Origin of the sequence: Micromonospora sp. GCM10011541 (genome assembly GCF_042650725.1) — a bacterium.
Classification (GTDB): Bacteria; Actinomycetota; Actinomycetes; order Mycobacteriales; family Micromonosporaceae; genus Micromonospora; species Micromonospora sicca.
In genome coordinates, this window is record NZ_JBHSBP010000065.1 from 106,908 (window position 1) to 127,382 (window position 20,475).

Here is a 20,475-nt window from a genome sequence, read left to right on the forward strand (position 1 = left end):
TCGCGGTCGACGGCGGCCCGGGGCGACTCATCGACGTCGGGTGAGCGCACCGTCAGCGCGGTGTGGCGGTCGGGGTCGGGCAGCCGGCCGTCGGTGCGGCGCAGCGGCCGCGTCGGCCCGGGTCAGCCCTCGGCCAGCCGGGCCTCGATGCGGGCGACCTTCGCGTGCATCGCGTCGGTCACCCCGGGCCGGACGTCCGCCTTCAGCACCAGGCTGACCCGGGGTGCCCGGGCGGCGACGGTGTCGACGGCGCGCTTCACCACCGCCATCACCTCGTCCCACTCGCCGTCCACGGTGGTGAACATGGCGTCGGTCCGGTTCGGCAGCCCGGACTCGCGGACCACCCGGACGGCCTCGGCGACCAGGTCACCGACGGATTCACCCACGCCGAGCGGGGTGATCGAGAACGCGATCAGCATGTCGCCGATCGTGCCAGTAATTCGGCTGCGGGTCGCCCGGGCCGTCGGATAGCCTCGGGGCATGCGTAACTGACGCCCTTTTTTCGGAAGCTGGCCCGCCGCCGTCGCCGCGGGCCGCTGCTCCGGGCGTCCGCATGCCACTCGCCGCCGTCGTCGCGACGTCCTCCGTGGTCGGGCCCGCCGGGGCAGCCCCGTTCCCCGCTCGCCGCGCCACCGGCGCCCCGCAGTCAGGAGGCAGCGTATGCCCGCCAAACGCAGTCCGAAGAAGTCCCGTAAGCCGTCGTCCGGGCCGTCCGTGGTGGACGTGACCCTGCCCGACGTCGACATCCCCGCGGTGGCACCGGCCGCGCCGGTCGCCCTGCCGGCGTCGACGCAGGCGGAGATCCCGCCACCGCCGAAGGGCGGTCCGCCGGCCGGTCGGGACGCCCGGTTCGCCGGGCGCAGCCAGCGCGCCGGCCAGACCCGCCGGTACGCCTTCCGCCGCAGCTGAGTTGTAGGGCGCGGCCGGCGGCGGGCCGACGATCCCGGCCGTCGCACCGACGGCCGGGACGGGACGCACGTGGGCGGGGTCGCGCGATGCGGCGACCCCGCCCACGTCCCCGTACCCCGGCTCAGGTTTGTGCGGCCAGCGCGGCCTTCGCCTCGCCCGGCGAGTCGGCCGGGCGACGGCGGTCGACACCGCGGGCCAGGCCGAACAGCCCGGCCACCATCAGCAGGCTGACCGCGATCTTGAGCGGGGCCCCCTCGGTGACGATGTCGAGCACCTGCCCGCCGGTGAGGACGAGCGGCACCCACAGCGACACCAGGCCGGCGCGCCAGGCGCCGAAGGCCAGCACCAGCAGCCCGACCAGCCAGCCCAGCAGCCACACGGCGAACGACGCCATCACGAACGGATCGTTGTCGAGGGCGTCGACGACCGGCCGGGCGGCGTCCGCGTCGACGCCGGCGCCGGCGAGGGCCCCGAAGAACGCGTTGTAATGCCAGAGGTGGACGCCGGAGAAGTAGAGGCCGAGGAGGGCGACGCTGCCGCCGATGGCGGCGACGAGCGGCTTGCGCCGGCCGAGGGCGGCGGCCAGTCCGGCCATCGCCGGCAGCAGCAGCAGATGTGCCAGTGCGAACAGGACGGTCTCCGCCCGCCAGGCGCCCAGGTTCCCGGCGGCCACCGCCACGTTGCCGGCGGTCTCGGACACGTCGTCCGGGAACATCACCCAGTAGAAGGCGTTCGCGACGCCGTACAGCACACCGCCCGCGGCCAGGGCGACCGCCGTGAGCCGCCGGCCGTACCGCCATCCGGTCCTGTCATCCATCAGAATCTCCCTCTCGAAGCTGTGTGATGGACGCTAGGAGTCGGGTCCGGGCGGGTCGTCCGCCGCGAAGTTGATCCGCGGGTGGAGTTCCGCCCGGCCCTCCTACACCCGTGGGTGGACGCCGGGCCGCCGGCTCCGCCGATACCCTTCCCACCATGTCCGCCGCCCTCGACATCCGATCCCGCTGGCGCCGCGGCGCGGTCCTCGTCGCGGGTGTCGCGCTGTTCGCGTTCGGCCTGGCCGAGCTGTACGTCCCGCTCGCCGGCTACGTCGAGGGACAGGGGCCGGACATCGCCGCGCTGCCCGGCGGCTGGCTCGCCGTGCTCACCGTGCTGCTGGCCGGCTACGGCCTCGCGGTGGCGGGCTGCACGGCGTACCCCCGGGCGGCCGCCGTCCTGGCCGGCGCCTGCTTCACCGCGCAGAGCCTCACGCCGGTGCTTCCGGAGTGGCCGGTCGTACCGCTGCTCGCGCTGGTCGCCGCCTGCTTCGCCGGCATCGCCGTCGGTGGGCGGGCCGCGCCGGCGGTCGCCGCGGTCAGCTACTTCGGCTCGCTCGGGATCGAGAACCTCGCCGCGGGCGACTCCGACTGGATGTTCATCCTCTTCGTCGGGCTCGCCGTGCTGGGCCCCGGCTACGCCGTGCGGATGCGTCGGGCGCAGGCCGCCCGGCTGGTCGCGCTCGCCGCCGAACGGGAAGCCGCCGCCCGGACCGACGAGCGGCTGCGGGTGGCCCGGGAGCTGCACGACATCGTCTCCCACGGCGTCTCGGTGATGGTGCTCCAGGCCGGCGCGGCGCAGGCCGTGCTCGACTCGGACGCCGACCAGGCCCGCGAATCGCTCGAGGCGGTGCAGGACGTCGGGCGCGAGGTGGTCACCGAGTTGCGTCGGCTGCTCGTCATCCTCCGGGGCGCGGAGGCCGCCCCGGAAGGGCTCCCGTCGTTGCGGCGGATCGACCCGTTGACCGCCGCGGTACGCATCGCCGGCGGCCGGGTCGAGGTGCGGGTCACGGGCGACCTCACGACGGTCCCGGTGGCCGCCGACGTCAGCGGTTACCGCATCCTGCAGGAGGCGCTGACGAACGCCGCCCGGCACGCACCGGGGTCGACCGTCGACGTCTCCGTCGAGGTGGGCGGTAACGCCCTGCGGTTGCACGTCGTCGACGACGGACCGGGCCCCGCCCGCCGCAGCAACGGCACCGGTCACGGCCTGACGGGGATCCGGGAACGGGCGGAGTTGTTCGGCGGCACGGTCACCGCCGGCCCGCGGGTGGACGGCGGCTTCGAGGTGCGGGTCGAACTGCCCTTCGATCCCGAGGCGTCGGCTTCCGCGCTCTCCACGACGGGGACCACAACGTGATCCGGGTCCTCATCGCCGACGACGAGGCGCTGGTCCGCGGCGGGCTGCGGATGATCCTCGGTGCGCAGCCCGACATCGAGGTGGTCGCCGACGCCGCCGACGGCGAGGATGCCGTGCTGCTCGCGGCCCGGTTCCAGCCCGACGTCGTGCTGATGGACATCCACATGCCGCGGCTCGACGGGATCGCCGCGACCGAGCGCATCCTGGCCGCGCGGGCGGACGTCCGGATCATCATGCTGACCACCTTCGACCTCGACGAGTACGTCTACCGGGCGCTGCGCGCCGGCGCGTCCGGATTCATGCTCAAGACCACGCCGCCGAAGGATCTGGCCGAGGCCCTGCGGACGGCCGCCCGCGGCGACGCCCTGCTGTCCCCGTCGATCACCCGTCGGCTGATCGACCACTACACCGCGACGGCGCCGGTCGCCGGCAGCCCCGGCCTGGCGGACCTGACCCTCCGGGAGACCGAGGTGCTGCGGATGATGGCCCTCGGTTTGTCCAACCGCGAGATCGCCGGCCAGCTCTTCGTCGGCGAGGCGACCGTGAAGACGCACGTCAACCGCATCTTCGCCAAGCTGGGGGTGCGGGACCGGGTGCAGGCGGTCGTGCTGGCGTACCAGGCCGGGGTGGCGCAGCTCCGGCGGTGACGGAGCACTCGCCGGCTTCTCAGCCGAGCAGCGGGCGGAAGGTGCCGAGCAGGATGCTGGCCGCGAGCGCGCCGCCGGCCAGCGCCGCCGCCCCGGCGATCAGCAGCCCGTCCGCCGTGGTGAAGCGCTGTCGGCGGGCGACGGTGCGCGGGGTGCCGGCGTCGAAGCCGCGGGCGTCCATCGCCACCGCGAGCCGGGTGCCCCGGCGGATCGCCCCGACCAGCAGGGCGAACGCGGTCGAGACGAAGAGCCGCAGCCGGGCCAGGGGGTTGCGGCCGGCGTCCACGCCCCGGGCCCGCCGGGCCATGCTGATCATCTGCCATTCCTGGCCGAGCAGGGGCACCAACCGGAACGCGGCCAGCGCGCCGATGGCGAAGCGGGCCGGCGCCTTCGCGTTCTGGATCAGCGCGTCGGCCAGGTCGGTCGGGTCGGTGGTGGCGAAGACGATCACGCCGGGCAGCGCCACCGCGAGCATCCGCAGCACCAGCCCCAGCGCGGTCAGCAGCACCCCCGACGTCACCGTCACCGGCCCGGCCTCGACCAGCACCCGGCCGGACCGGTCCGCGGCGAACAGCACCAGCGTGACCACGATGCCGGCGGCGCCGGCCAGCAGCGGCCAGGCCCGCCGGGCCAGCACCCGGTAACGCACGCCGAACAGCGGCAGCACGCCCAGCTCGATCGCGATGGCGATCGCCGGGGCCACCGGGTCCAGGGTGGCGATCAGGGCGACCGAGAAGACCAGCGCGGCGGCCAGCTTCGCGACCGGATTGCGCCGGGCCAGCGGCGCACCGGGCGCGGCGACCGGCTCGATGACGATCATGCCCGGCGCTCCAGGATGACGGTCCGGTCCGCCAGCGCGGCGACGAAGTCCGGGTCGTGGGTGACGGTGACGACGCCGTGCCCGGCGTCGCGCAGCTCGGCGAAGAGGTCGACCAGCTCCCGCCAGGTCCGCCGGTCCTGACCGAAGGTGGGTTCGTCGCAGATCAGCAGGCGGGGCGCGGTGGCCAGGGCGGTCGCCACGCTCAGCCGCCGCGCCTCGCCGCCGGAGAGGGTGTACGGGTTGGCGCCGGCCAGCTTCGCCAGCCGGAGCCGTTCCAGCAGCGCCTCGACCGTGGCCCGCACGGCCGCCTCAGACCGGCCGGTCCGGCGCGGGCCGAGCGCCAGCTCGTCGAAGACGGTGCCGGTGACGAACTGGTGCTCCGGGTCCTGGAAGACCGAGCCGATCCGCCCGGCCAGGGCGGGCGCCCGCCAGCGGTGCGGGGGAGTGCCGGCGTCCCGGCCGGCCAGCGCGGCGGTGGCGCTGGCCGTGCCGGTGCCGGGGCGGAGCAGTCCGCCGAGGAGCAGGGCCAGGGTGGACTTCCCGGCGCCGTTGGGGCCGAGGACGGCGAGCGCCTCGCCGGCGCGTACGGACAGGTCGGTGGGGGCCAGCCGGGGCGGCAGGCCGAGCCGGTCGGCGGTGATCAGCGGCTCGCCGGCCGGCGCGGTCGCGTGCCGGGGCGCGACGATCCGACCCGGCACCCAGACGCCCTCGGCGGCGAGCGCGTCGCCGTGCGCGGCGAAGACCGCGGCGGGCGGTCCGTCGGCCCGGACCCCGCCACCGGGTTCGAGGACGACCACCCGGTCGACCAGCGGCAGCGCCTCGGCGACCCGGTGCTCGACCAGGATCAGCGTGGTGTCCGCGTCGACGGCGTCCGCGACGGCCCGCCGGACCAGCGCCGCGCCGGCCGGGTCGAGGTTGGCGGTCGGCTCGTCGAGCAGCAGCAGCGTCGGCCGCAGGGCCAGCGCCCCGGCCAGCGCGAGCCGCTGCTGCTCGCCGCCGGAGAGGGCGGCGGTGGGCCGGTCCCGGTGGTACGGGAAGCCGACCCGGTGCAGCGCCTCGTCCACCCGGGGCCAGATCTCGTCGGCCGGTACGCCCCGGTTCTCCAGCCCGAACGCGACGTCGTCGCCGCAGCGGGCCATCACCAGCTGGGTCTCCGGGTCCTGGAAGACGATGCCGACCCGTTCCCGGGCCTTGCGCGGGTCAAGCCCGTCGATCTCGACGGTGCCCTCCTGCTCACCGGAGTCCTCGGGCAGCAGCCCGGCTAGCGCGCTGAGCAGGGTGCTCTTCCCGGCTCCCGAGGGCCCGAGTAGCAGTACCCGCTCGCCGGCCTCGACGCGCAGGTCCACCCCGCGCACCGCCCACGCCTTCCGGCCCGCGTGCCGCCACCCGAACCCCCGCAGCTGCACGGCGCTCACCGCTCCACCCCCTCTCGTCCGGCGATCATGAAGTTGTCGTCCCGGCACGCCGCGCCGGATGACGACAACCTCATGATCAACGCGGCTCCGGGTGCGGGGGTGGCGGTCAGACGGCGGGGCGTTCGCGGCCGGCGGGGAAGCGGTCGAGGACGCCCGTCCCCGCCAGGGCGCGGGTCAGGGCGACGCTGCCCAGGCCGGCCACGACCAGGGAGCTGACCGCCGTGATCAGGATGTACGGAAGGCGGAAGCTGCCCCACGCGGTGCCCGGGTACCAGATGAACACGTCGTAGAGCGAGGCGGCGAGCCCGGCGAGGGTGGCCGCCAGCAGCGCCACCGGCAGTCGGTAGGTGCGGTACCCGAAGACCGCGAAGGCGAGTTCCGCCGCCGCCGCCTCGAGCGGGCCCTGCACGACCAGCGTCCAGCCCCAGCTGCTGCCGAGCGCGACGGAGACCAGCGCGGCGAAGGTGAGCGTGAAGAACGCGGCGCCCGGCTTGCGGATGATCAGCGCGCCCAGCACGGCGGGCACCAGCCAGACGCCGTACAGCACGGCCCGGCCGGGCAGCGGGATGGCGTCCGCCGGCCCGTTCCACAGCAGGCCCCAGGCCCAGAAGATGACGCCGAAGGCCACCCCGAGCACCGAGGCGATGACGATGTCGATGGTGCGCCACCGGTTGGCGGTGTTGTCCATGGTTGCTCCCAGTCCAGTGAAACGAACCAGGAGAAGACGCACGCCGCGCCCGGTGTCACCGGACGGCGGCGCGGCTGGAGGTCGACCGAACTCCCTGCGCTGGCATTACCCAGATCAGGTTCGAGGGTCTGCGGGCGATGCCCGCACTCTCAGCGCTGTGCGCTCCCCTGTCGGATGTGAAGTTGTCTCGGCAGACGCTAGCACCGACCAGGGGTGCCGGCCCAGCAGGTGGTCGCGTTCCGGCCCCGACCCGGCCCGCTGGGTAGGGTGACGATCATGCGGGTCGACGCGCGAGGTCTGACGTTCGAGGTACGCACCGGCGGTCCCGAGGACGGCGTACCCGTCCTGCTGCTGCACGGCTTCCCGCAGCACGGCGGCGAGTGGGACGACGTGGTCCCCGCGCTGCACGCGGCGGGGCTGCGCACGTACGCGCTGGACCAGCGGGGCTACGCGCCGGGCGCGCGGCCGGCGGAAGTCGAGGCGTACCGGATCCCGGAGCTGGTGGCCGACGCGGCCGGTGTGCTCGACGCGCTCGGGGTGGAGTCCGCGCATGTGGTGGGGCACGACTGGGGCGCGATCGTGGCGTGGGGTCTCGGGGCCGCGCACCCGCGCCGGGTCCGCACCCTCACCGCGGTCTCGGTGCCGCACCCGGCGGCGATGGCCCATGCGCTCGCCACCGACCCCCAGCAGAAGGCCCGCTCCGCCTACATCGCGCTGTTCCGCAAGCCGGGCAAGGCCGAGAAGGTGCTGCTGGCCCTCAACGCCACCGCGCTGCGCAAGCTGCTCGGCGGGGTGGGTGACGCGGCGCGGGTCGCCCGCTACGCCGACCCGATGCGTGCGCCGGGCGCGCTGACCGCCGCGCTGAACTGGTATCGGGCGATGTCGGGGGCGGACATGAAGGCCGTCGGCCCGACCACCGTGCCGACCACCTTCGTCTGGAGCGACAAGGACATCGCGATCGGCCGGACCGCCGCCGAGGCCTGCGCGTCCCACGTGACCGGCGACTACCGCTTCGTGGAACTCTCCGGCGTCACCCACTGGATCCCCGACGAGGCGCCCGGGCCGCTGGCCGAGGCGATCATCGCCCGGACCGCCGCGTGATCGCGACGCCCGCGCCGGCCCGGCCGCACACCCGCGCGTCGCTCGCCGCCCAGTTCCGCGACCTCGGCGTACGCCCCGGCGGTGCGCTCCTGGTGCACGCGGCGCTGCGCCCGCTCGGCTTCGTCTGCGGCGGGCCGGAGACGGTGATGCTGGCCCTGCGCGACGTGCTGGGGCCGGACGGGACCCTCGTGGTGCCCACCCACACCCCGGAGAACAGCGACCCGGCGGGCTGGAACAATCCGCCCGTGCCGGCGGACTGGTGGCCGGTGATCCGGGCGGAGCTGCCCGGCTTCGACCCGGCGCTGACGCCGAGCCGGTTCATGGGCACGCTCGCGGAGCAGGTGCGTACCTGGCCGGGCGCGCTGCGCAGCGATCACCCGCAGGTCTCCTTCGCCGCGCTCGGCCCGGCCGCCGGGCGGATCGTCGCCGGCCACGCCCTGGCCGACATGCTGGGCGAGGGCTCCCCGCTGGCCCGGCTGCACGACCTCGACGCCGACGTGCTGCTGCTGGGCGTCGACCACGGCTCGAACACCTCGCTGCACCTGGCCGAGTACCGGCGGCCGGCGCCGCCCCGGCAGCGCTGCGGCGCGGCGGTGCGGACCGGCGACGGTGGCCGGGAGTGGGTGTGGTGGGCGGACGTGGACCTGGACGAGAGCGACTTCGCCCGGCTCGGCGACGACTTCGAGGCCACCGGCGCGGTACGGGTGGGCGCGGTCGGGGACGGGACGGGCCGGTTGATGAGGCAGCGGGCGGCGGTCGACTTCGCGGGGGAGTGGCTGGCCCGGAACCGACGGACGGAGGAAGCATGACGGTGAGCGCGGAGGCGTACCTGGCGGTGGTGACCGACACGATCGGTCGGGTGGCCGCCGGCCAGCGCGAGGTGGTGGGTCGGGCCGCCGACCTGATCGCCGAGGCGTTGCGCGCCGACGGGGTGGTGCACGCGTTCGGCACCGGCCACTCCGAGGCGCTCGCCATGGAGATCGCCGGCCGGGCCGGCGGGCTGGTGCCCACCAACCGGATCGCGCTGCGCGACCTGGTGCTCTACGGCGGTGAGCCGGCCGACGTCCTCGGTCCGAAGCTGGAACGCGACCTGGCCGTGGCGCACCGGCTCTACGAGCTGGCCCCGGTACGCCCGCAGGACGTGTTCGTGCTCGCCTCCAACTCGGGCGTCAACGGGGCCATGGTCGAGTTCGCGGCCCTGGTCAAGGAGCGGGGACACGCCCTGGTGGCGATCACCTCGGCCGAGCACTCGGGGCGGATGACGTCCCGCCACCCGTCGGGCCGTAAGCTCGCCGACTTCGCCGACGTGGTGCTCGACAACGGCGCCCCGTACGGCGACGCCACCCTGCCGCTGCCCGGCGGCGGCGCGGTCGGCGCGGTCTCCTCGATCACGGCCGCGCTGCTGGCCCAGCAGATCGTGGCGGAGGTGGTGGCCCGGTTGCTGGCGGCGGGGGAGCGGCCCCCGGTCTACCTGTCGGCCAACATCACCGGCGGCGACGAGCACAACGCCGAGCTGGAGGCCCGGTACGCCGGCCGGATCCGCCGGGGGGCGTGACCGGTTCGCCCCCGGCCCGGGCGGCGGGCGTCCGCGAGGCGGTTTCGCGAAACGTCCGGCGGGGCAAAGGCTCAGCTGCCGACGGGGTGCTCCCCGCCGGCAGTACCGTCTTCGTGGAGGTGGTCGGTGTCCAGGGAAACCGAGAAGCAGCGCTGGCAGCGCAACTTCGCCGACCTGCTGCAGGAGCTGCGGGTGGCGCAGACCGGGGTGCAGATCCTTTTCGCCTTCCTGCTGACCCTGCCGTTCAGCAACGGTTTCACCCGCGTCACCGACTTCCAGAAGAACGTCTACATCGTCGCGTTGCTGGGCGCCGCGGCGGCCACCGCGATGATCATCTCGCCGGTCGCCTTCCACCGGGCGCTGTTCCGGCAGGGGCGCAAGCCGGAGCTGGTCCGGTTCGCCCACCGGATGGCCGGCGGGGGCCTTGGCTTCATGCTGATCTCGATGGTCAGCGCCGTCCTGCTGATCACCGACTTCGTGCTCAGCCGGCCGGTCGCCTTGCTGCTCAGCGCGGTCACCGGGATCTGGTTCCTGGCCTTCTGGGTGATCCTGCCGTTCGCCCGGCGCAACTGGGGCGAGGACGACATCGACGACGATGACGACGACCCGCAGGTGCTCGCCGGCGACTGAGCCCGCTGTCATCCCGCCAAATCGGACGTGCCAAGAACGCTACCCCTGGGTAACACCCGGGGGTAGCGTCATTTTTGTCGCGCACGTTGACGCAGCCGGACCGAGGTTCGAGGGGGCAGCCGTGACCACGACACAGAACAGCCGACCGGACGGAACGCAGGGCGCGGGCGGCCCCACCGGACGGGTGGCGCCGATCGACGATCCCGACCACGGCCCCCCGGCGCCCGGGGGCGAGGCGGCCACGACCGCCGCCGCGATCGACGAGGCCGGCGGCGCCGCACCGCTGCCCGCCGAGGCGGGGCAGGTCTCCGAGAAGGAGGCCCGTCAGGTCGCCGAGGCGGCCCGGGAGTCGGCCTGGGACCGGCCCAGCTTCGGCAAGGAACTCTTCCTCGGCCGGTTCCGGCTCGACCTGATCAACCCCTGGCCGCGGTCCGACCCGGACGACGTCGCGCGGGCCGAGGAGTTCCTCGGCGCGTTCGGGGCGTACCTGGACTCCGAGGTGGACGGCGGGGCCATCGAGCGGGAGGCGTCCATCCCGGACGACGTCTTCCACGGCCTGGCCCGGCTCGGCGCCTTCGGCATGAAGATCGACCAGAAGTACGGCGGGCTCGGGCTGAGCAACCTGCACTACTGCCGGGCGCTGATGCGGGCCGGTTCGATCAGCCCGGCCATCGGGGCGCTGCTCTCGGCGCACCAGTCGATCGGCGTGCCGCAGCCGCTGAAGATGTTCGGCACCCCGGAGCAGAAGCAGCGGTTCCTGCCACGGCTCGCCGCCGGTGAGGTCTCCGCGTTCCTGCTCACCGAGCCGGACGTCGGCTCCGACCCGGCCCGGCTGGCCACCACCGCCGAGCCCACCGCCGACGGCACGGGCTACCGGCTCCACGGGGTGAAGCTGTGGGCCACCAACGGCACGGTCGCCACCCTGCTGGTGGTGATGGCCCGGGTGCCGGCGGCCGAGGGCCGGCGCGGCGGGATCACCGCCTTCGTGGTCGAGGGCGACAGCGAGGGCATCACGGTGGAACGCCGCAACGCCTTTGTCGGCCTGCGCGGCCTGGAGAACAGCCTCACCCGCTTCCACGACGTCTTCGTGCCGAAGGAGAACGTGATCGGCGGCGAGGGCAAGGGGCTGAAGATCGCCCTGACCACGCTGAACACCGGCCGCCTCTCGCTGCCGGCGATGTGCGTCGGGGCGGGCAAGTGGTCGCTCAACGTGGCCCGGGAGTGGGCCGCCGACCGGGTCCAGTGGGGCCGGCCGGTCGGCGAGCACGAGGCCGTCGCCAAGAAGCTGGCCTTCATCGCCGCCACCACGTACGGCATGGAGAGCATGCTCGACCTCTGCTGCCTGCTCGCCGACGACGACCGTAACGACATCCGGATCGAGGCGGCGCTGGTCAAGCTCTACGCCAGCGAGATGGCCTGGAAGATCGCCGACGAGCTGATCCAGATCCGGGGCGGGCGCGGCTACGAGACCGCCGACTCCCTCGCGGCCCGGGGCGAACGCCCCGCCGCGGTCGAGCAGATCCTGCGTGACCTGCGGATCAACCGGATCTTCGAGGGCTCCACCGAGATCATGCATCTGCTGATCGCCCGGGAGGCGGTGGACGCGCACCTGTCGGTGGCCGGCGACATCATCGACCCGGACGCCGGCCTCGGGCGCAAGGCGAAGGCCGGCGCGCGGGCCGGCGTGTTCTACGCCAAGTGGCTGCCCACCCTCGCCGTCGGCAAGGGCCAGGCCCCCGGCGCGTACGCCGAGTTCGGCCCGCTCGCCGGTCACCTGCGGCACGTCGAGCGGACCTCACGCAAGCTGGCCCGGTCGACGTTCTACGCGATGTCCCGGTGGCAGGGGAAGATGGAGCGCAAGCAGGCGTTCCTCGGCCGGGTGGTGGACATCGGCGCGGAGCTGTTCGCGATGTCCGCGGTCTGCGTCCGGGCGTACGCGGAGAAGGACAGCGTCCCGGAGAACGTCGAGCTGGCCGACCTGTTCTGCCGGCAGGCGCGGCTGCGGATCGAGGAGCTGTTCACCGGGCTCTGGTCGAACACCGACTCGCTGGACGTGGCGGCGGCGAAGCGGATCCTCGCCGGCCGGTACGCCGCCCTCGAGGAGGGCGTCGCCACCCCGCCCGCGGACGCCCCCTGGGTGGCCCGCTGGACCCCCGGCCCGTCCACGGCGAAGGACGTCCGCCGCCGCATCCCACCCCGTCCGTGACGGCGTGCGGCATGTCGCGGTTCCCGGTCGCCCGGAGACCGCGGCATGCCGCATCCCGCCGGCCGGTCAGCGGGCGATGGCCCAGGCGATGATGGCGGCCAGGATGAGTCCGTTGAGCACGGCCAGCACCAGGTACGCCTGCGGCGGGATCTTGCGGCCCTTGCGGACGAAGCTCACCAGGACGCCCGCGTACGCCAGCAGCAGCACGGCGACGACGATCAGGAAGTACAGCACGCCATACCCTAGCGGCCCGCCCGAAGTCCCAGCCTGCGCAGCTCCAGCGCGGCGAGCGCGTCGACGGTGGCGTCGTCGCCGCGACGCCACGCCTCGGCCACGTCGGGCGCGATCCGGGTCAGCCGGCCCAGCGGCTGGCCGGCGAGGGCCCGCAGCGCCAGCAGGTCCCGGCCGGCGGGGGCGGTGGCGAGCGCCTTGGCCGCGCCGGCCCGGCGCATCCAGCGCACCCGCAGCGGCAGCCAGCCGAAGAGCACCAGGCCGAGCGGGAAGACCAGCACCGCGATGCTGAGCGCGAGAGCCAGCTGGCCGACCAGTTCCTGCTGGTCGCGGCCCGCCTCGGCGACCGCCCGGGCGGCCTCCGCGGCCTTGTTGAAGGGGCCGGTCAGCTCGTCGCCGACCAGCGGCACCCGGCCGACCTTGCCGCCGGCGTCGGCCAGGTTGTCGGCGAGGCCGCCGCCGGCCCCTTCCAGCTTCTGCCCGGGTACGGCCAGCTTCTGCACCAGGTCGTGCAGCCAGAGCGCGAAGCGGATCGCCGCGTAGACCCAGGCGACGACGAGGAGGTCGGTGAGGAGCTGACGGAGAGCGGTGGGAAAACGGTCGGCGTAGATCTTCACGCCGGACAGCGTGCCACGCGCCGGCCGCCGGGGCACGGGGGAGAATTCTCAGCCGGCGCAGGCCGGGCAGGTGCCGAAGATCTCCAGGGTGTGGCTGACCTCGGCGTACCCGTGCTGCGCGGCGACCCGCTCCGCCCAGCTCTCCACCGTCGGCCCGGCCACCTCCACCGTCCGCCCGCAGTCCCGGCAGACCAGGTGGTGGTGGTGACCCTCGCTGCACCGCCGGTAGAGATGCTCGCCGCCGGGCGGGCGCATCACGTCGATCTCGCCGGCGTCGGCCAGCCCCTGCAACGTCCGGTAGACGGTGGTCAGGCCGACCCGCTCGCCCCGCTGGCGCAGCATCGCGTACAGGTCCTGCGCGCTGTGGAAGCCCTCCACCTCGGCGAGCAGGGTGCTCACGGCCGTCCGCTGCCGCGTGTTCCGCAACGTCCCCTCGGTCACGGTCCCTCCCCGGCGTGGCTGACCGCGTCCGCCACGATGTGTGCGACGTGCTCGTCCACGAGGGCGTACGCGATCTCCCGGCCGCGCCGGGAGCCGCGGACGACGCCGGCGCCGCGGAGCACCCGCAGGTGCTGGGAGACCAGCGGCTGCGGTGCGCCCAGCTTCTCCACCAGCTCGTGCACGCACCGTTCACCCTGCGCCAGCTCGGTCACGATCGCCAGCCGGATCGGCGCGGACAGCGCACGCAGCAGGTCACCCGCGCCCTCGAAGGCGTCGTACCCGTTCGTGCCCGTCATCCCGTAACGGTAACCAATGCCAGCAGGATCGTTCAGGGGTGGCTCACCGGAGCACGACCTCGTGCGGCTCGGGGGCCGGCGCGGCCGCCGGGCTGGTCCGCCGGCGCAGCGCCCGCCAGCCGGCCGCGGCGAGCGCGACCACCAGGAACGAGGCGATGGCCAGCAGCACCACCGAGGCGCCCGGCGCGGTGTCGGCGGTGGCCGCCACCCAGATGCCCGCCCCGGCGGCGAAGAGCCCCAGCGCCATGGCGGCCGTCATGGTGCTGCGGAAGCCCCGGGTGACCTGCTGGGCGGTGGCCACCGGCACCACCATCAGCGCGCTGATCAGCAGCACGCCGACCGCCCGCATGGCGATCGTCACGGTCACCGCGGTGGTCACCGCCAGCAGCAGGTTGAGCGCGCGGACCGGCAGCCCCGACACCCGGGCGTACTCCTCGTCGTGGCAGACCGCGAAGAGCGCCGGGCGCAGCGCCAGCATGAGCACCAGAATCGCCGCGCCGAGCACCAGGATCGTGGTCAGGTCGGCCGGCGACGTGGTGGTCAGCGACCCGAACAGGTACGAGTTGAGCGCCGCGCTGCTGGCGTCGGAGAGCCCGACCAGCATCACGCCGCCGGCGATGCCGCCGTAGAAGAGCAGCGCCAGGGCCAGGTCGCCGGAGGTACGGCCGCGCGAGCGGACCAGCTCGATGCCGATCGCGCCGAGGGTCGCCGCGAGCACCGCCACCAGCACCGGGGAACGGTTCAGCAGCAGCCCGGCCCCGACGCCGGTGAGCGCCACGTGCCCGATCCCGTCGCCGATCAGCGCCAGCCGCCGCTGCACCAGGTAGATGCCGAGCGCCGGCGCGGCCAGCCCGATGACCAGCGCGCCGACCAGGGCGCGCAGCATGAAGTCGTACTGGAAGAGGTCCATGTCAGATGCTCCACAGCCCGGCGGGCTCCTCGTCGCAGTGCGGGTGCACGTGCTCGTGGTCGGGTTCCGCGTGGTGCCCGGCCGGCTCCGGCACCGCGCCGTCGTGGCAGATGCCGCCCTCGTGCACGACGACCGCCCGGCTGATCAGCGGTCGCAGCGGGCCCAACTCGTGGGCGACCAGCAGCACGGTCCCGCCGCCGGCCAGGAAGCCGCGCAGCGCCGCGGCGAACGCCTGCTGGCTCTCCGCGTCGACCCCGGCGGTCGGCTCGTCCAGCACCAGCAGCTCGGGTTCGCCGGCCAGGGCCCGGGCGATCAGGGTGCGCTGCTGCTGGCCGCCGGAGAGGGTGGCGACCGGGTCACCGGCCCGGTCGGCGAGCCCGACCGCCCGCAGCGCGGCGGCGACCGCCTCGCGGTCGGCCCGCCCCGCCGGCCGCAGTACGCCCCGCCGGGCCAGCCGCCCCGAGGCCACCACCTCGCCCACCGTGGCCGGTACGCCGCTGCCGGCGCCGAGCCGCTGCGGGACGTACCCGATCCGGTGCCACTGCCGGAAGCGGCGCTGCGGGCCGCCGAACAGGGTGACCGACCCGGCGCTGAGCGGGACCAGCCCGAGCACCGCGCGGATCAGGGTGGACTTGCCGGAGCCGTTGGCGCCGAGCACGGCGACCACCTCGCCGGCGGTGACGGTCAGCGAGACGTCCCGCAGCACGGGGCGGCCGTCGTAGCCGACGGCGGCGTGCGTGACCTGGATGACGGGTGCGTTCATGAGCAGTCCAACGCGGTTCGCAGGGTTTCGAGGTTGGCGCGCATCGCCGACAGGTAGTCCCCGTCGGCGGGTGGGCCCTCGATCGGGTCGAGGACGGCGGTCTTCGCCCCGACCTCGCGGGCCACGGTCTCGGCGACCTTCGGGCTGACCAGGGTCTCGAAGAAGATGGTGGTGGCCCGGTGCTCCCGGGCCTCCTTCGCCACCTCGGCGAGGCGCTGCGGCGAGGGCTCGCTGTCCGGGGTGAGGCCGGTGATGCCGACCTGCTCGAGCTGGTAGTGCTCGGCCAGGTAGCCGAACGCGGTGTGGCTGGTCACGATCTCCCGGCGCTGGCAGGTCTTCAGCCCCTCGGCGTACTCGGTGTCGAGCTTCGCCAGGTCGGCGCGGAACGCCGCTGCCCGGGCGGTGAAGTCGGCGGCCTGCTCCGGGTCGGCCCTGCCGAGCCGCTCGGCGAGCCGGTCGCCGACGGTGGCCAGCCGGGTGGGGTCGAGCCAGAGGTGCGGGTCCTTGCCGCCGGTCTCCTCCTCGTGGGCGGGCTCACCCTCGTGCTGGTGACCGCCGGCCGCCGCGTCGTGCAGCGGCTGCACGGCGGCCACGTCGAACGCCCGGTCGCCGCCGTTCTGGGCGACCGCCTCGTCCACGGCCGGCTGGAAGCCCTTGAGGTAGACGATCAGCTCCCCGTCGCTGATCTGGCCGACCTGGCGCGGGTTGAGCTCCAGGTCGTGCGGCTCGGCCCCGGGCTTGGCCAGGTTGGTGACCTTGACCGCGTCGCCGCCGATCCGCTCGGCGAGGAACTGGAGCGGGTAGAAGGCGGCCACCACGTCGACCCGGTCCGGGTCGGCGCCCGCGCCGTCGGCGGAACAGGCGGCGACGCCGCCCAGCGCGAGCAGGGGGGTGATGGCGGCGGCCAGGACGCGGGAGGTACGGCGAGCGGTCATGACGACCACTGTCCGCGATAACGAAATTGATTGTCAAAAACGCATGATTGCATATCAGAGCAGCTTGGCCAGGGCCACCGCGATCAGCAGGGTCAGCATCACCAGGCGGATCACCCGGGTCGCCGGGGCCTGCACCGGCCAGGTGGTCACCATCAGCCACACCAGCCCCGCGGCCAGCGCCAGCAGCAGCAGGCCGCCGACCGGACCGGGCGCGAAGAGCGCCACCAGCACCAGGACCAGCGTGGCCAGGAACACCGTCGTCGGGTTGACCCGGGCCAGGCGGGCCAGCAGGAGGCTCTGCGTACGCTGCATTCCACAAACTCTACGAGGAGGACGCCGGTGCTGGTGACCAACCGGTTCGTGGTGGACGCCGCGGTCGCGCCCGACTTCACCGAGCGGGCGCACGCCGCCCTCACGGCGCTCGCCGCCCGCCCCGGCTACCTGCGCGGCGAGTTGCTGCGCGCGCTGGACGACCCGAGGCACTGGTGCCTGCTCACCGAGTGGGAGTCGGTCGGCGCGTACCGGCGGGCGCTGGGCGGCTTCGACGTCAAGATCACGGCGGTGCCGCTGCTGGCCGAGTCGGTCGACGAGCCGTCGGCGTACGAGACGCTGGCCAGCGCCGCGCCGGACGGGGAGATCGTCGTCGTCGCCAGTGATCGGGCCGCAGGTCCTTACCGCTGACCGCGCGGGCACTACCCTCTGGCGTATGACCGCTCCCGGACCGGTAGGCCCGCCCCCTCACCCCGTGCTGTCCGGCGCAGGCGGCGCGCCGCCGGTCCCGGGGTCGCCGGCCGAGCCGGACGTCCCCGCCGGCCCCGGAGTGGCCCCGCCGTTCGCCGCCCCGCCCACCGAGGGCGGCCGCCGTCGGCTCTGGCTCGGCCTCGGCGTCGGGGCGCTGGCCGTGCTGCTCTGCTGCGGCGGGGGCGGCGCGGCGATCGTCGGACTGGCGGTGAGCAACGTCCAGGCGATCGAGGAGCAGGGCCGGACGGTGACCGACGACTACTACCGGGCCCTGGTGGAGAAGGACTGGTCCCGGGCGTACGACCGGCTCTGCGACGACGCCCAGCGGCGCGAACCCCGGCCGGAGTTCGAGCAGCGGGTGGCCGCGGAGCCCCCGATCTCCGGCTACCGGGTGGGCAGGATCGACGCGCAGACCCTCACCGTGCCGGTCGACGTGACGCTCAGCGGCGGCAAGCGGGAGGCCCAGCAGGTGACCCTGGCGGCGGATCCGCAGACCGGTGGCATGGAGGTCTGCGGGGTGAGCTGACCTGCCCCCGGTATTCTGCTGGGCTCGGGACTCCGGTAGCCGTACCGTTGTCGCGAACTGACCGTTACATCCACATCGCCCCCGCCGACCGCCAGCCGGCGTAGGAGGAAACATGCCAGCCGACCGTATCGACGCCGTCGTCAGCCTCGCCAAGCGCCGAGGCTTCGTCTTCCCCTCCAGCGAGATCTACGGGGGCACCCGGTCGGCGTGGGACTACGGTCCGCTCGGCGTGGAGCTCAAGGAGAACGTCCGCCGGCAGTGGTGGAAGACCATGGTCCAGCAGCGCGACGACGTCGTCGGCCTGGACTCCGCGGTCATCCTGGCCCGCAAGGTCTGGGAGGCGTCCGGCCACATCGCCGAGTTCGTCGACCCGCTGACCGAGTGCCAGTTCTGCCACAAGCGGTTCCGCGCCGACCACCTGGAGGAGGCGTACGCCGAGAAGCACGGCAAGCCGCTGACCTCGCTGTCGGAGCTGAACTGCCCCAACTGCGGCAACAAGGGCACCTTCACCGAGCCGAAGATGTTCAACGGCCTGATGAAGACCTACCTGGGCCCGGTGGAGAGCGACGAGGGCCTGCACTACCTGCGCCCGGAGACCGCCCAGGGCATCTTCGTCAATTACAAGAACGTGGAGACGGTCGCCCGCAAGAAGCCGCCGTTCGGCATCGCGCAGACCGGCAAGTCGTTCCGTAACGAGATCACCCCGGGCAACTTCATCTTCCGGACCCGCGAGTTCGAGCAGATGGAGATGGAGTTCTTCGTCGAGCCGGGCTCCGACGAGCAGTGGCACGAGTACTGGCTCGAGCAGCGCTGGAACTGGTACCTCGACCTGGGTCTGTCGGCGGAGAACCTGCGCTTCTACGAGCACCCCAAGGAGAAGCTCTCCCACTACTCGAAGCGCACGGTCGACATCGAGTACCGGTTCCAGTTCGGCGGCACCGAGTTCGCCGAGCTGGAGGGCATCGCCAACCGGACCGACTTCGACCTCTCCACGCACAGCAAGCACTCCGGCGTCGACCTGTCGTACTTCGACCAGACCAAGGGCGAGCGCTGGATGCCGTACGTGATCGAGCCGGCCGCCGGCCTGACCCGCGCGGTGCTCGCCTTCCTGCTCGAGGCGTACGACGAGGACGAGGCCCCGAACACCAAGGGCGGCGTCGACAAGCGCACCGTGATGCGCTTCGACCCGCGGCTGGCCCCGGTGAAGGTGGCGGTGCTGCCGCTGTCCCGCAACGAGGCGCTCTCGCCCAAGGCCAAGGGGCTCGCCGCCGACCTGCGCAAGCGCTGGGTGGTCGAGTTCGACGACTCGCAGGCCATCGGCCGCCGCTACCGCCGGCAGGACGAGATCGGCACCCCGTTCTGCGTGACGGTCGACTTCGACACCCTCGACGACAACGCGGTGACCGTGCGGAACCGGGACACCATGGCCCAGGAGCGCGTCGCGCTCGACCAGGTCGAGCGCTACCTGATCGAGCGCCTGCCCGGCTGCTGAGTCGCTGACGGGGCCCTGACCGGCACGGGAGGAGTGCCGGTCAAGGCCCCGTACACTTGTCCGATGACCGCCCCGACCCTGCCCGCGCTGCGCCCGTTGACCCTCGGGCGGCACCAGGTGTGGCCGCCGGTGGTGCTGGCGCCGATGGCCGGCATCACCAACGTCGGCTTCCGCCGGCTCTGCCGGGAGCAGGGCGGCGGCATCTACGTCTGCGAGATGATCACCACGCGGGCGCTGGTCGACCGGAACCCGAAGACGCTGCGCATGATCGCCTTCGGCGCGGACGAGCAGCCGCGCAGCCTCCAGCTCTACGGCACCGACCCGGAGATCACCGCCGCCGCGGTGCGGATCGTGGTGGAGCGGGACCTCGCCGACCACATCGACCTCAACTTCGGCTGCCCGGTGCCCAAGGTGACGCGGCGCGGTGGCGGTTCGGCCCTGCCGTGGCGGCGCCGGCTCTTCGCCCGCCTGGTGAAGGCCGCGGTGGACGCCGCGTCGCCCGCCGGGGTGCCGGTCACGGTGAAGATGCGCAAGGGCATCGACGACGACCACCTGACGTACGTCGAGGCGGGGCTCGCCGCGCAGGACGCGGGTGTGGCGGCGGTCGCCCTGCACGGGCGTACGGCCGCCCAGCGCTACTCGGGCACCGCCGACTGGGACGCGATCGCCACCCTCAAGCAGGCCCTGGACGTGCCGGTGCTCGGCAACGGGGACATCTGGGAGGCCGACGACGCGCTGCGGATGGTGGCGCACACCGGCGTCGACGGCGTGGTGATCGGGCGGGGCTGCCTGGGTCGTCCGTGGCTCTTCGCCGACCTGGAGGCCGCGTTCAACGGCCGGTCGGAGCGGCGGCTGCCCAGCCTGGGCGAGGTGGCGGCGACCATGCGCCGGCACGCCGAGCTGCTGGTCGACCAGTTCGTCGCGGGTGCGCGCAACCCGGCCCGGGGTGAGCGGGACGGCTGCACCGACTTCCGCAAGCACGTCGCCTGGTACCTCAAGGGGTTCCCGGTCGGCAGCGAGCTGCGCCGCTCCCTGGCGATGATCGACAGCCTGGCGCAGCTCGACGACCTGCTCGGCAAGCTCGACCCGGCCGAGCCGTTCCCGGTGGCCACCCTGGGTCAGCCGCGCGGCCGGACCAACTCCCCGGGCAAGGTCTTCCTGCCCGACGGCTGGCTGGCCAGCCGGGACGACGACACCGTGCCCGACGGCGCCGAGCTGGACGACTCCGGCGGCTGACCGCGCCCAGCCCGGTCCGGCCGCCACCCCTGAGCCGGCGGTCAGGCCCGGACCGGCGCGGCCGATCCGGGTGGCCAAGAGACGACGAAAGGGCCGGCCCCCGGGTGGGGGTCGGCCCTTTCGGGTTGGTGCTGGTTGGGTCAG

General features: G+C 74.0%; 25 protein-coding genes and 1 riboswitch. Of the genes, 12 read left to right on the forward strand and 13 right to left on the reverse strand.

Annotated features, from left to right (window positions below; translation table 11 throughout):
• Nucleotides 1–122: 122 nt before the first annotated feature.
• On the reverse strand, nucleotides 123–419 hold the full coding sequence (locus ACFOYX_RS27535; protein WP_109803263.1) for an MTH1187 family thiamine-binding protein: 297 nt from the start codon (nucleotides 417–419) through the stop codon (nucleotides 123–125).
• Between the two features lie 241 nt (nucleotides 420–660).
• On the opposite strand from ACFOYX_RS27535, the gene ACFOYX_RS27540 reads away from it, so the two are divergent.
• Entirely contained in the window at nucleotides 661–909 is a 249-nt protein-coding gene (locus ACFOYX_RS27540; RefSeq protein WP_109803262.1) for a hypothetical protein, read from the forward strand.
• Between the two features lie 121 nt (nucleotides 910–1,030).
• Here ACFOYX_RS27540 and ACFOYX_RS27545 read toward each other — a convergent pair whose 3' ends face one another.
• A complete protein-coding gene (locus ACFOYX_RS27545) occupies nucleotides 1,031–1,726 on the reverse strand; it encodes a hypothetical protein (protein ID WP_161557914.1) in 696 nt (231 codons plus the stop codon).
• 155 nt (nucleotides 1,727–1,881) lie between these two features.
• On the opposite strand from ACFOYX_RS27545, the gene ACFOYX_RS27550 reads away from it, so the two are divergent.
• Nucleotides 1,882–3,081 carry a sensor histidine kinase gene (locus ACFOYX_RS27550; RefSeq protein WP_322439950.1) on the forward strand — a complete coding sequence of 400 codons (1,200 nt, stop codon included), beginning with the start codon at nucleotides 1,882–1,884 and terminating at the stop codon, nucleotides 3,079–3,081.
• Nucleotides 3,078–3,728, forward strand: coding sequence for a response regulator transcription factor (locus ACFOYX_RS27555; protein WP_322439949.1), 651 nt, complete (start codon nucleotides 3,078–3,080; stop codon nucleotides 3,726–3,728). Before ACFOYX_RS27550 ends, ACFOYX_RS27555 begins: the two co-directional genes overlap by 4 nt.
• Nucleotides 3,729–3,747: 19 nt before the next feature.
• Here ACFOYX_RS27555 and ACFOYX_RS27560 read toward each other — a convergent pair whose 3' ends face one another.
• The 3 genes from ACFOYX_RS27560 to ACFOYX_RS27570 all read right to left on the reverse strand — a co-directional run bounded on the left by ACFOYX_RS27560 (nucleotide 3,748) and on the right by ACFOYX_RS27570 (nucleotide 6,651).
• Nucleotides 3,748–4,548 carry an energy-coupling factor transporter transmembrane protein EcfT gene (locus ACFOYX_RS27560; protein ID WP_109803259.1) on the reverse strand — a complete coding sequence of 267 codons (801 nt, stop codon included), beginning with the start codon at nucleotides 4,546–4,548 and terminating at the stop codon, nucleotides 3,748–3,750.
• A complete protein-coding gene (locus ACFOYX_RS27565; RefSeq protein ID WP_322439948.1) occupies nucleotides 4,545–5,963 on the reverse strand; it encodes an ABC transporter ATP-binding protein in 1,419 nt (472 codons plus the stop codon). Before ACFOYX_RS27565 ends, ACFOYX_RS27560 begins: the two co-directional genes overlap by 4 nt.
• A 106-nt stretch (nucleotides 5,964–6,069) precedes the next feature.
• On the reverse strand, nucleotides 6,070–6,651 hold the full coding sequence (locus ACFOYX_RS27570; RefSeq protein WP_109803257.1) for an ECF transporter S component: 582 nt from the start codon (nucleotides 6,649–6,651) through the stop codon (nucleotides 6,070–6,072).
• A 73-nt stretch (nucleotides 6,652–6,724) separates the two neighbouring features.
• Nucleotides 6,725–6,830: riboswitch (TPP riboswitch) on the reverse strand.
• A gap of 97 nt (nucleotides 6,831–6,927) precedes the next feature.
• Between ACFOYX_RS27570 and ACFOYX_RS27575 the strand changes: the two genes are divergently transcribed.
• The 5 genes from ACFOYX_RS27575 to ACFOYX_RS27595 all read left to right on the forward strand — a co-directional run bounded on the left by ACFOYX_RS27575 (nucleotide 6,928) and on the right by ACFOYX_RS27595 (nucleotide 12,143).
• Nucleotides 6,928–7,752, forward strand: coding sequence for an alpha/beta hydrolase (locus ACFOYX_RS27575; protein ID WP_322439947.1), 825 nt, complete (start codon nucleotides 6,928–6,930; stop codon nucleotides 7,750–7,752).
• The gene (locus ACFOYX_RS27580) at nucleotides 7,749–8,561 is read left to right on the forward strand and encodes an AAC(3) family N-acetyltransferase (protein ID WP_322439946.1); all 813 of its coding nucleotides are present in this window, start codon (nucleotides 7,749–7,751) and stop codon (nucleotides 8,559–8,561) included. The genes ACFOYX_RS27575 and ACFOYX_RS27580 overlap by 4 nt, the downstream gene beginning before the upstream one ends.
• Nucleotides 8,558–9,307, forward strand: coding sequence for an SIS domain-containing protein (locus tag ACFOYX_RS27585; protein WP_322439945.1), 750 nt, complete (start codon nucleotides 8,558–8,560; stop codon nucleotides 9,305–9,307). The genes ACFOYX_RS27580 and ACFOYX_RS27585 overlap by 4 nt, the downstream gene beginning before the upstream one ends.
• Before the next feature lie 126 nt (nucleotides 9,308–9,433).
• On the forward strand, nucleotides 9,434–9,937 hold the full coding sequence (locus tag ACFOYX_RS27590; RefSeq protein WP_322439944.1) for a DUF6328 family protein: 504 nt from the start codon (nucleotides 9,434–9,436) through the stop codon (nucleotides 9,935–9,937).
• 256 nt (nucleotides 9,938–10,193) lie between these two features.
• Complete coding sequence (locus ACFOYX_RS27595; RefSeq protein ID WP_322440012.1) at nucleotides 10,194–12,143, forward strand: acyl-CoA dehydrogenase family protein; 1,950 nt, start codon at nucleotides 10,194–10,196, stop codon at nucleotides 12,141–12,143.
• A 66-nt stretch (nucleotides 12,144–12,209) separates the two neighbouring features.
• On the opposite strand, the gene ACFOYX_RS27600 is transcribed toward ACFOYX_RS27595, so the two are convergent.
• Genes ACFOYX_RS27600 through ACFOYX_RS27635 form a run of 8 tightly spaced genes read right to left on the reverse strand, consistent with a single transcriptional unit; the run spans nucleotide 12,210 to nucleotide 16,648 of the window.
• A complete protein-coding gene (locus tag ACFOYX_RS27600; protein ID WP_201749773.1) occupies nucleotides 12,210–12,377 on the reverse strand; it encodes a hypothetical protein in 168 nt (55 codons plus the stop codon).
• A gap of 8 nt (nucleotides 12,378–12,385) precedes the next feature.
• A complete protein-coding gene (locus ACFOYX_RS27605) occupies nucleotides 12,386–12,991 on the reverse strand; it encodes a hypothetical protein (RefSeq protein WP_109803270.1) in 606 nt (201 codons plus the stop codon).
• A gap of 48 nt (nucleotides 12,992–13,039) precedes the next feature.
• Nucleotides 13,040–13,432: a Fur family transcriptional regulator gene (locus ACFOYX_RS27610; RefSeq protein ID WP_109803253.1), complete on the reverse strand. Its 393-nt coding sequence runs from the start codon at nucleotides 13,430–13,432 to the stop codon at nucleotides 13,040–13,042.
• Nucleotides 13,429–13,728: a metalloregulator ArsR/SmtB family transcription factor gene (locus tag ACFOYX_RS27615; RefSeq protein ID WP_109803252.1), complete on the reverse strand. Its 300-nt coding sequence runs from the start codon at nucleotides 13,726–13,728 to the stop codon at nucleotides 13,429–13,431. Before ACFOYX_RS27615 ends, ACFOYX_RS27610 begins: the two co-directional genes overlap by 4 nt.
• A 43-nt stretch (nucleotides 13,729–13,771) precedes the next feature.
• A complete protein-coding gene (locus ACFOYX_RS27620; RefSeq protein WP_109803251.1) occupies nucleotides 13,772–14,638 on the reverse strand; it encodes a metal ABC transporter permease in 867 nt (288 codons plus the stop codon).
• Between the two features lies 1 nt (nucleotide 14,639).
• Nucleotides 14,640–15,401: a metal ABC transporter ATP-binding protein gene (locus ACFOYX_RS27625; RefSeq protein ID WP_322439943.1), complete on the reverse strand. Its 762-nt coding sequence runs from the start codon at nucleotides 15,399–15,401 to the stop codon at nucleotides 14,640–14,642.
• Nucleotides 15,398–16,336, reverse strand: a complete 939-nt coding sequence (locus ACFOYX_RS27630) for a metal ABC transporter substrate-binding protein (RefSeq protein ID WP_322439942.1) — start codon at nucleotides 16,334–16,336, stop codon at nucleotides 15,398–15,400. The genes ACFOYX_RS27625 and ACFOYX_RS27630 overlap by 4 nt, the downstream gene beginning before the upstream one ends.
• 54 nt (nucleotides 16,337–16,390) lie before the next feature.
• Nucleotides 16,391–16,648 carry a DUF6703 family protein gene (locus tag ACFOYX_RS27635; protein ID WP_322439941.1) on the reverse strand — a complete coding sequence of 86 codons (258 nt, stop codon included), beginning with the start codon at nucleotides 16,646–16,648 and terminating at the stop codon, nucleotides 16,391–16,393.
• Nucleotides 16,649–16,675: 27 nt separating this feature from the next.
• Between ACFOYX_RS27635 and ACFOYX_RS27640 the strand changes: the two genes are divergently transcribed.
• From ACFOYX_RS27640 to dusB, 4 genes are all read left to right on the forward strand, one after another.
• Nucleotides 16,676–17,017 carry an antibiotic biosynthesis monooxygenase gene (locus ACFOYX_RS27640; protein ID WP_322439940.1) on the forward strand — a complete coding sequence of 114 codons (342 nt, stop codon included), beginning with the start codon at nucleotides 16,676–16,678 and terminating at the stop codon, nucleotides 17,015–17,017.
• Between the two features lie 25 nt (nucleotides 17,018–17,042).
• On the forward strand, nucleotides 17,043–17,603 hold the full coding sequence (locus ACFOYX_RS27645; RefSeq protein WP_322439939.1) for a hypothetical protein: 561 nt from the start codon (nucleotides 17,043–17,045) through the stop codon (nucleotides 17,601–17,603).
• Between the two features lie 112 nt (nucleotides 17,604–17,715).
• Nucleotides 17,716–19,095, forward strand: coding sequence for a glycine--tRNA ligase (locus ACFOYX_RS27650; RefSeq protein ID WP_322439938.1), 1,380 nt, complete (start codon nucleotides 17,716–17,718; stop codon nucleotides 19,093–19,095).
• A gap of 63 nt (nucleotides 19,096–19,158) precedes the next feature.
• Complete coding sequence (gene dusB, locus ACFOYX_RS27655; RefSeq protein ID WP_322439937.1) at nucleotides 19,159–20,331, forward strand: tRNA dihydrouridine synthase DusB; 1,173 nt, start codon at nucleotides 19,159–19,161, stop codon at nucleotides 20,329–20,331.
• Nucleotides 20,332–20,475: the final 144 nt, after the last annotated feature.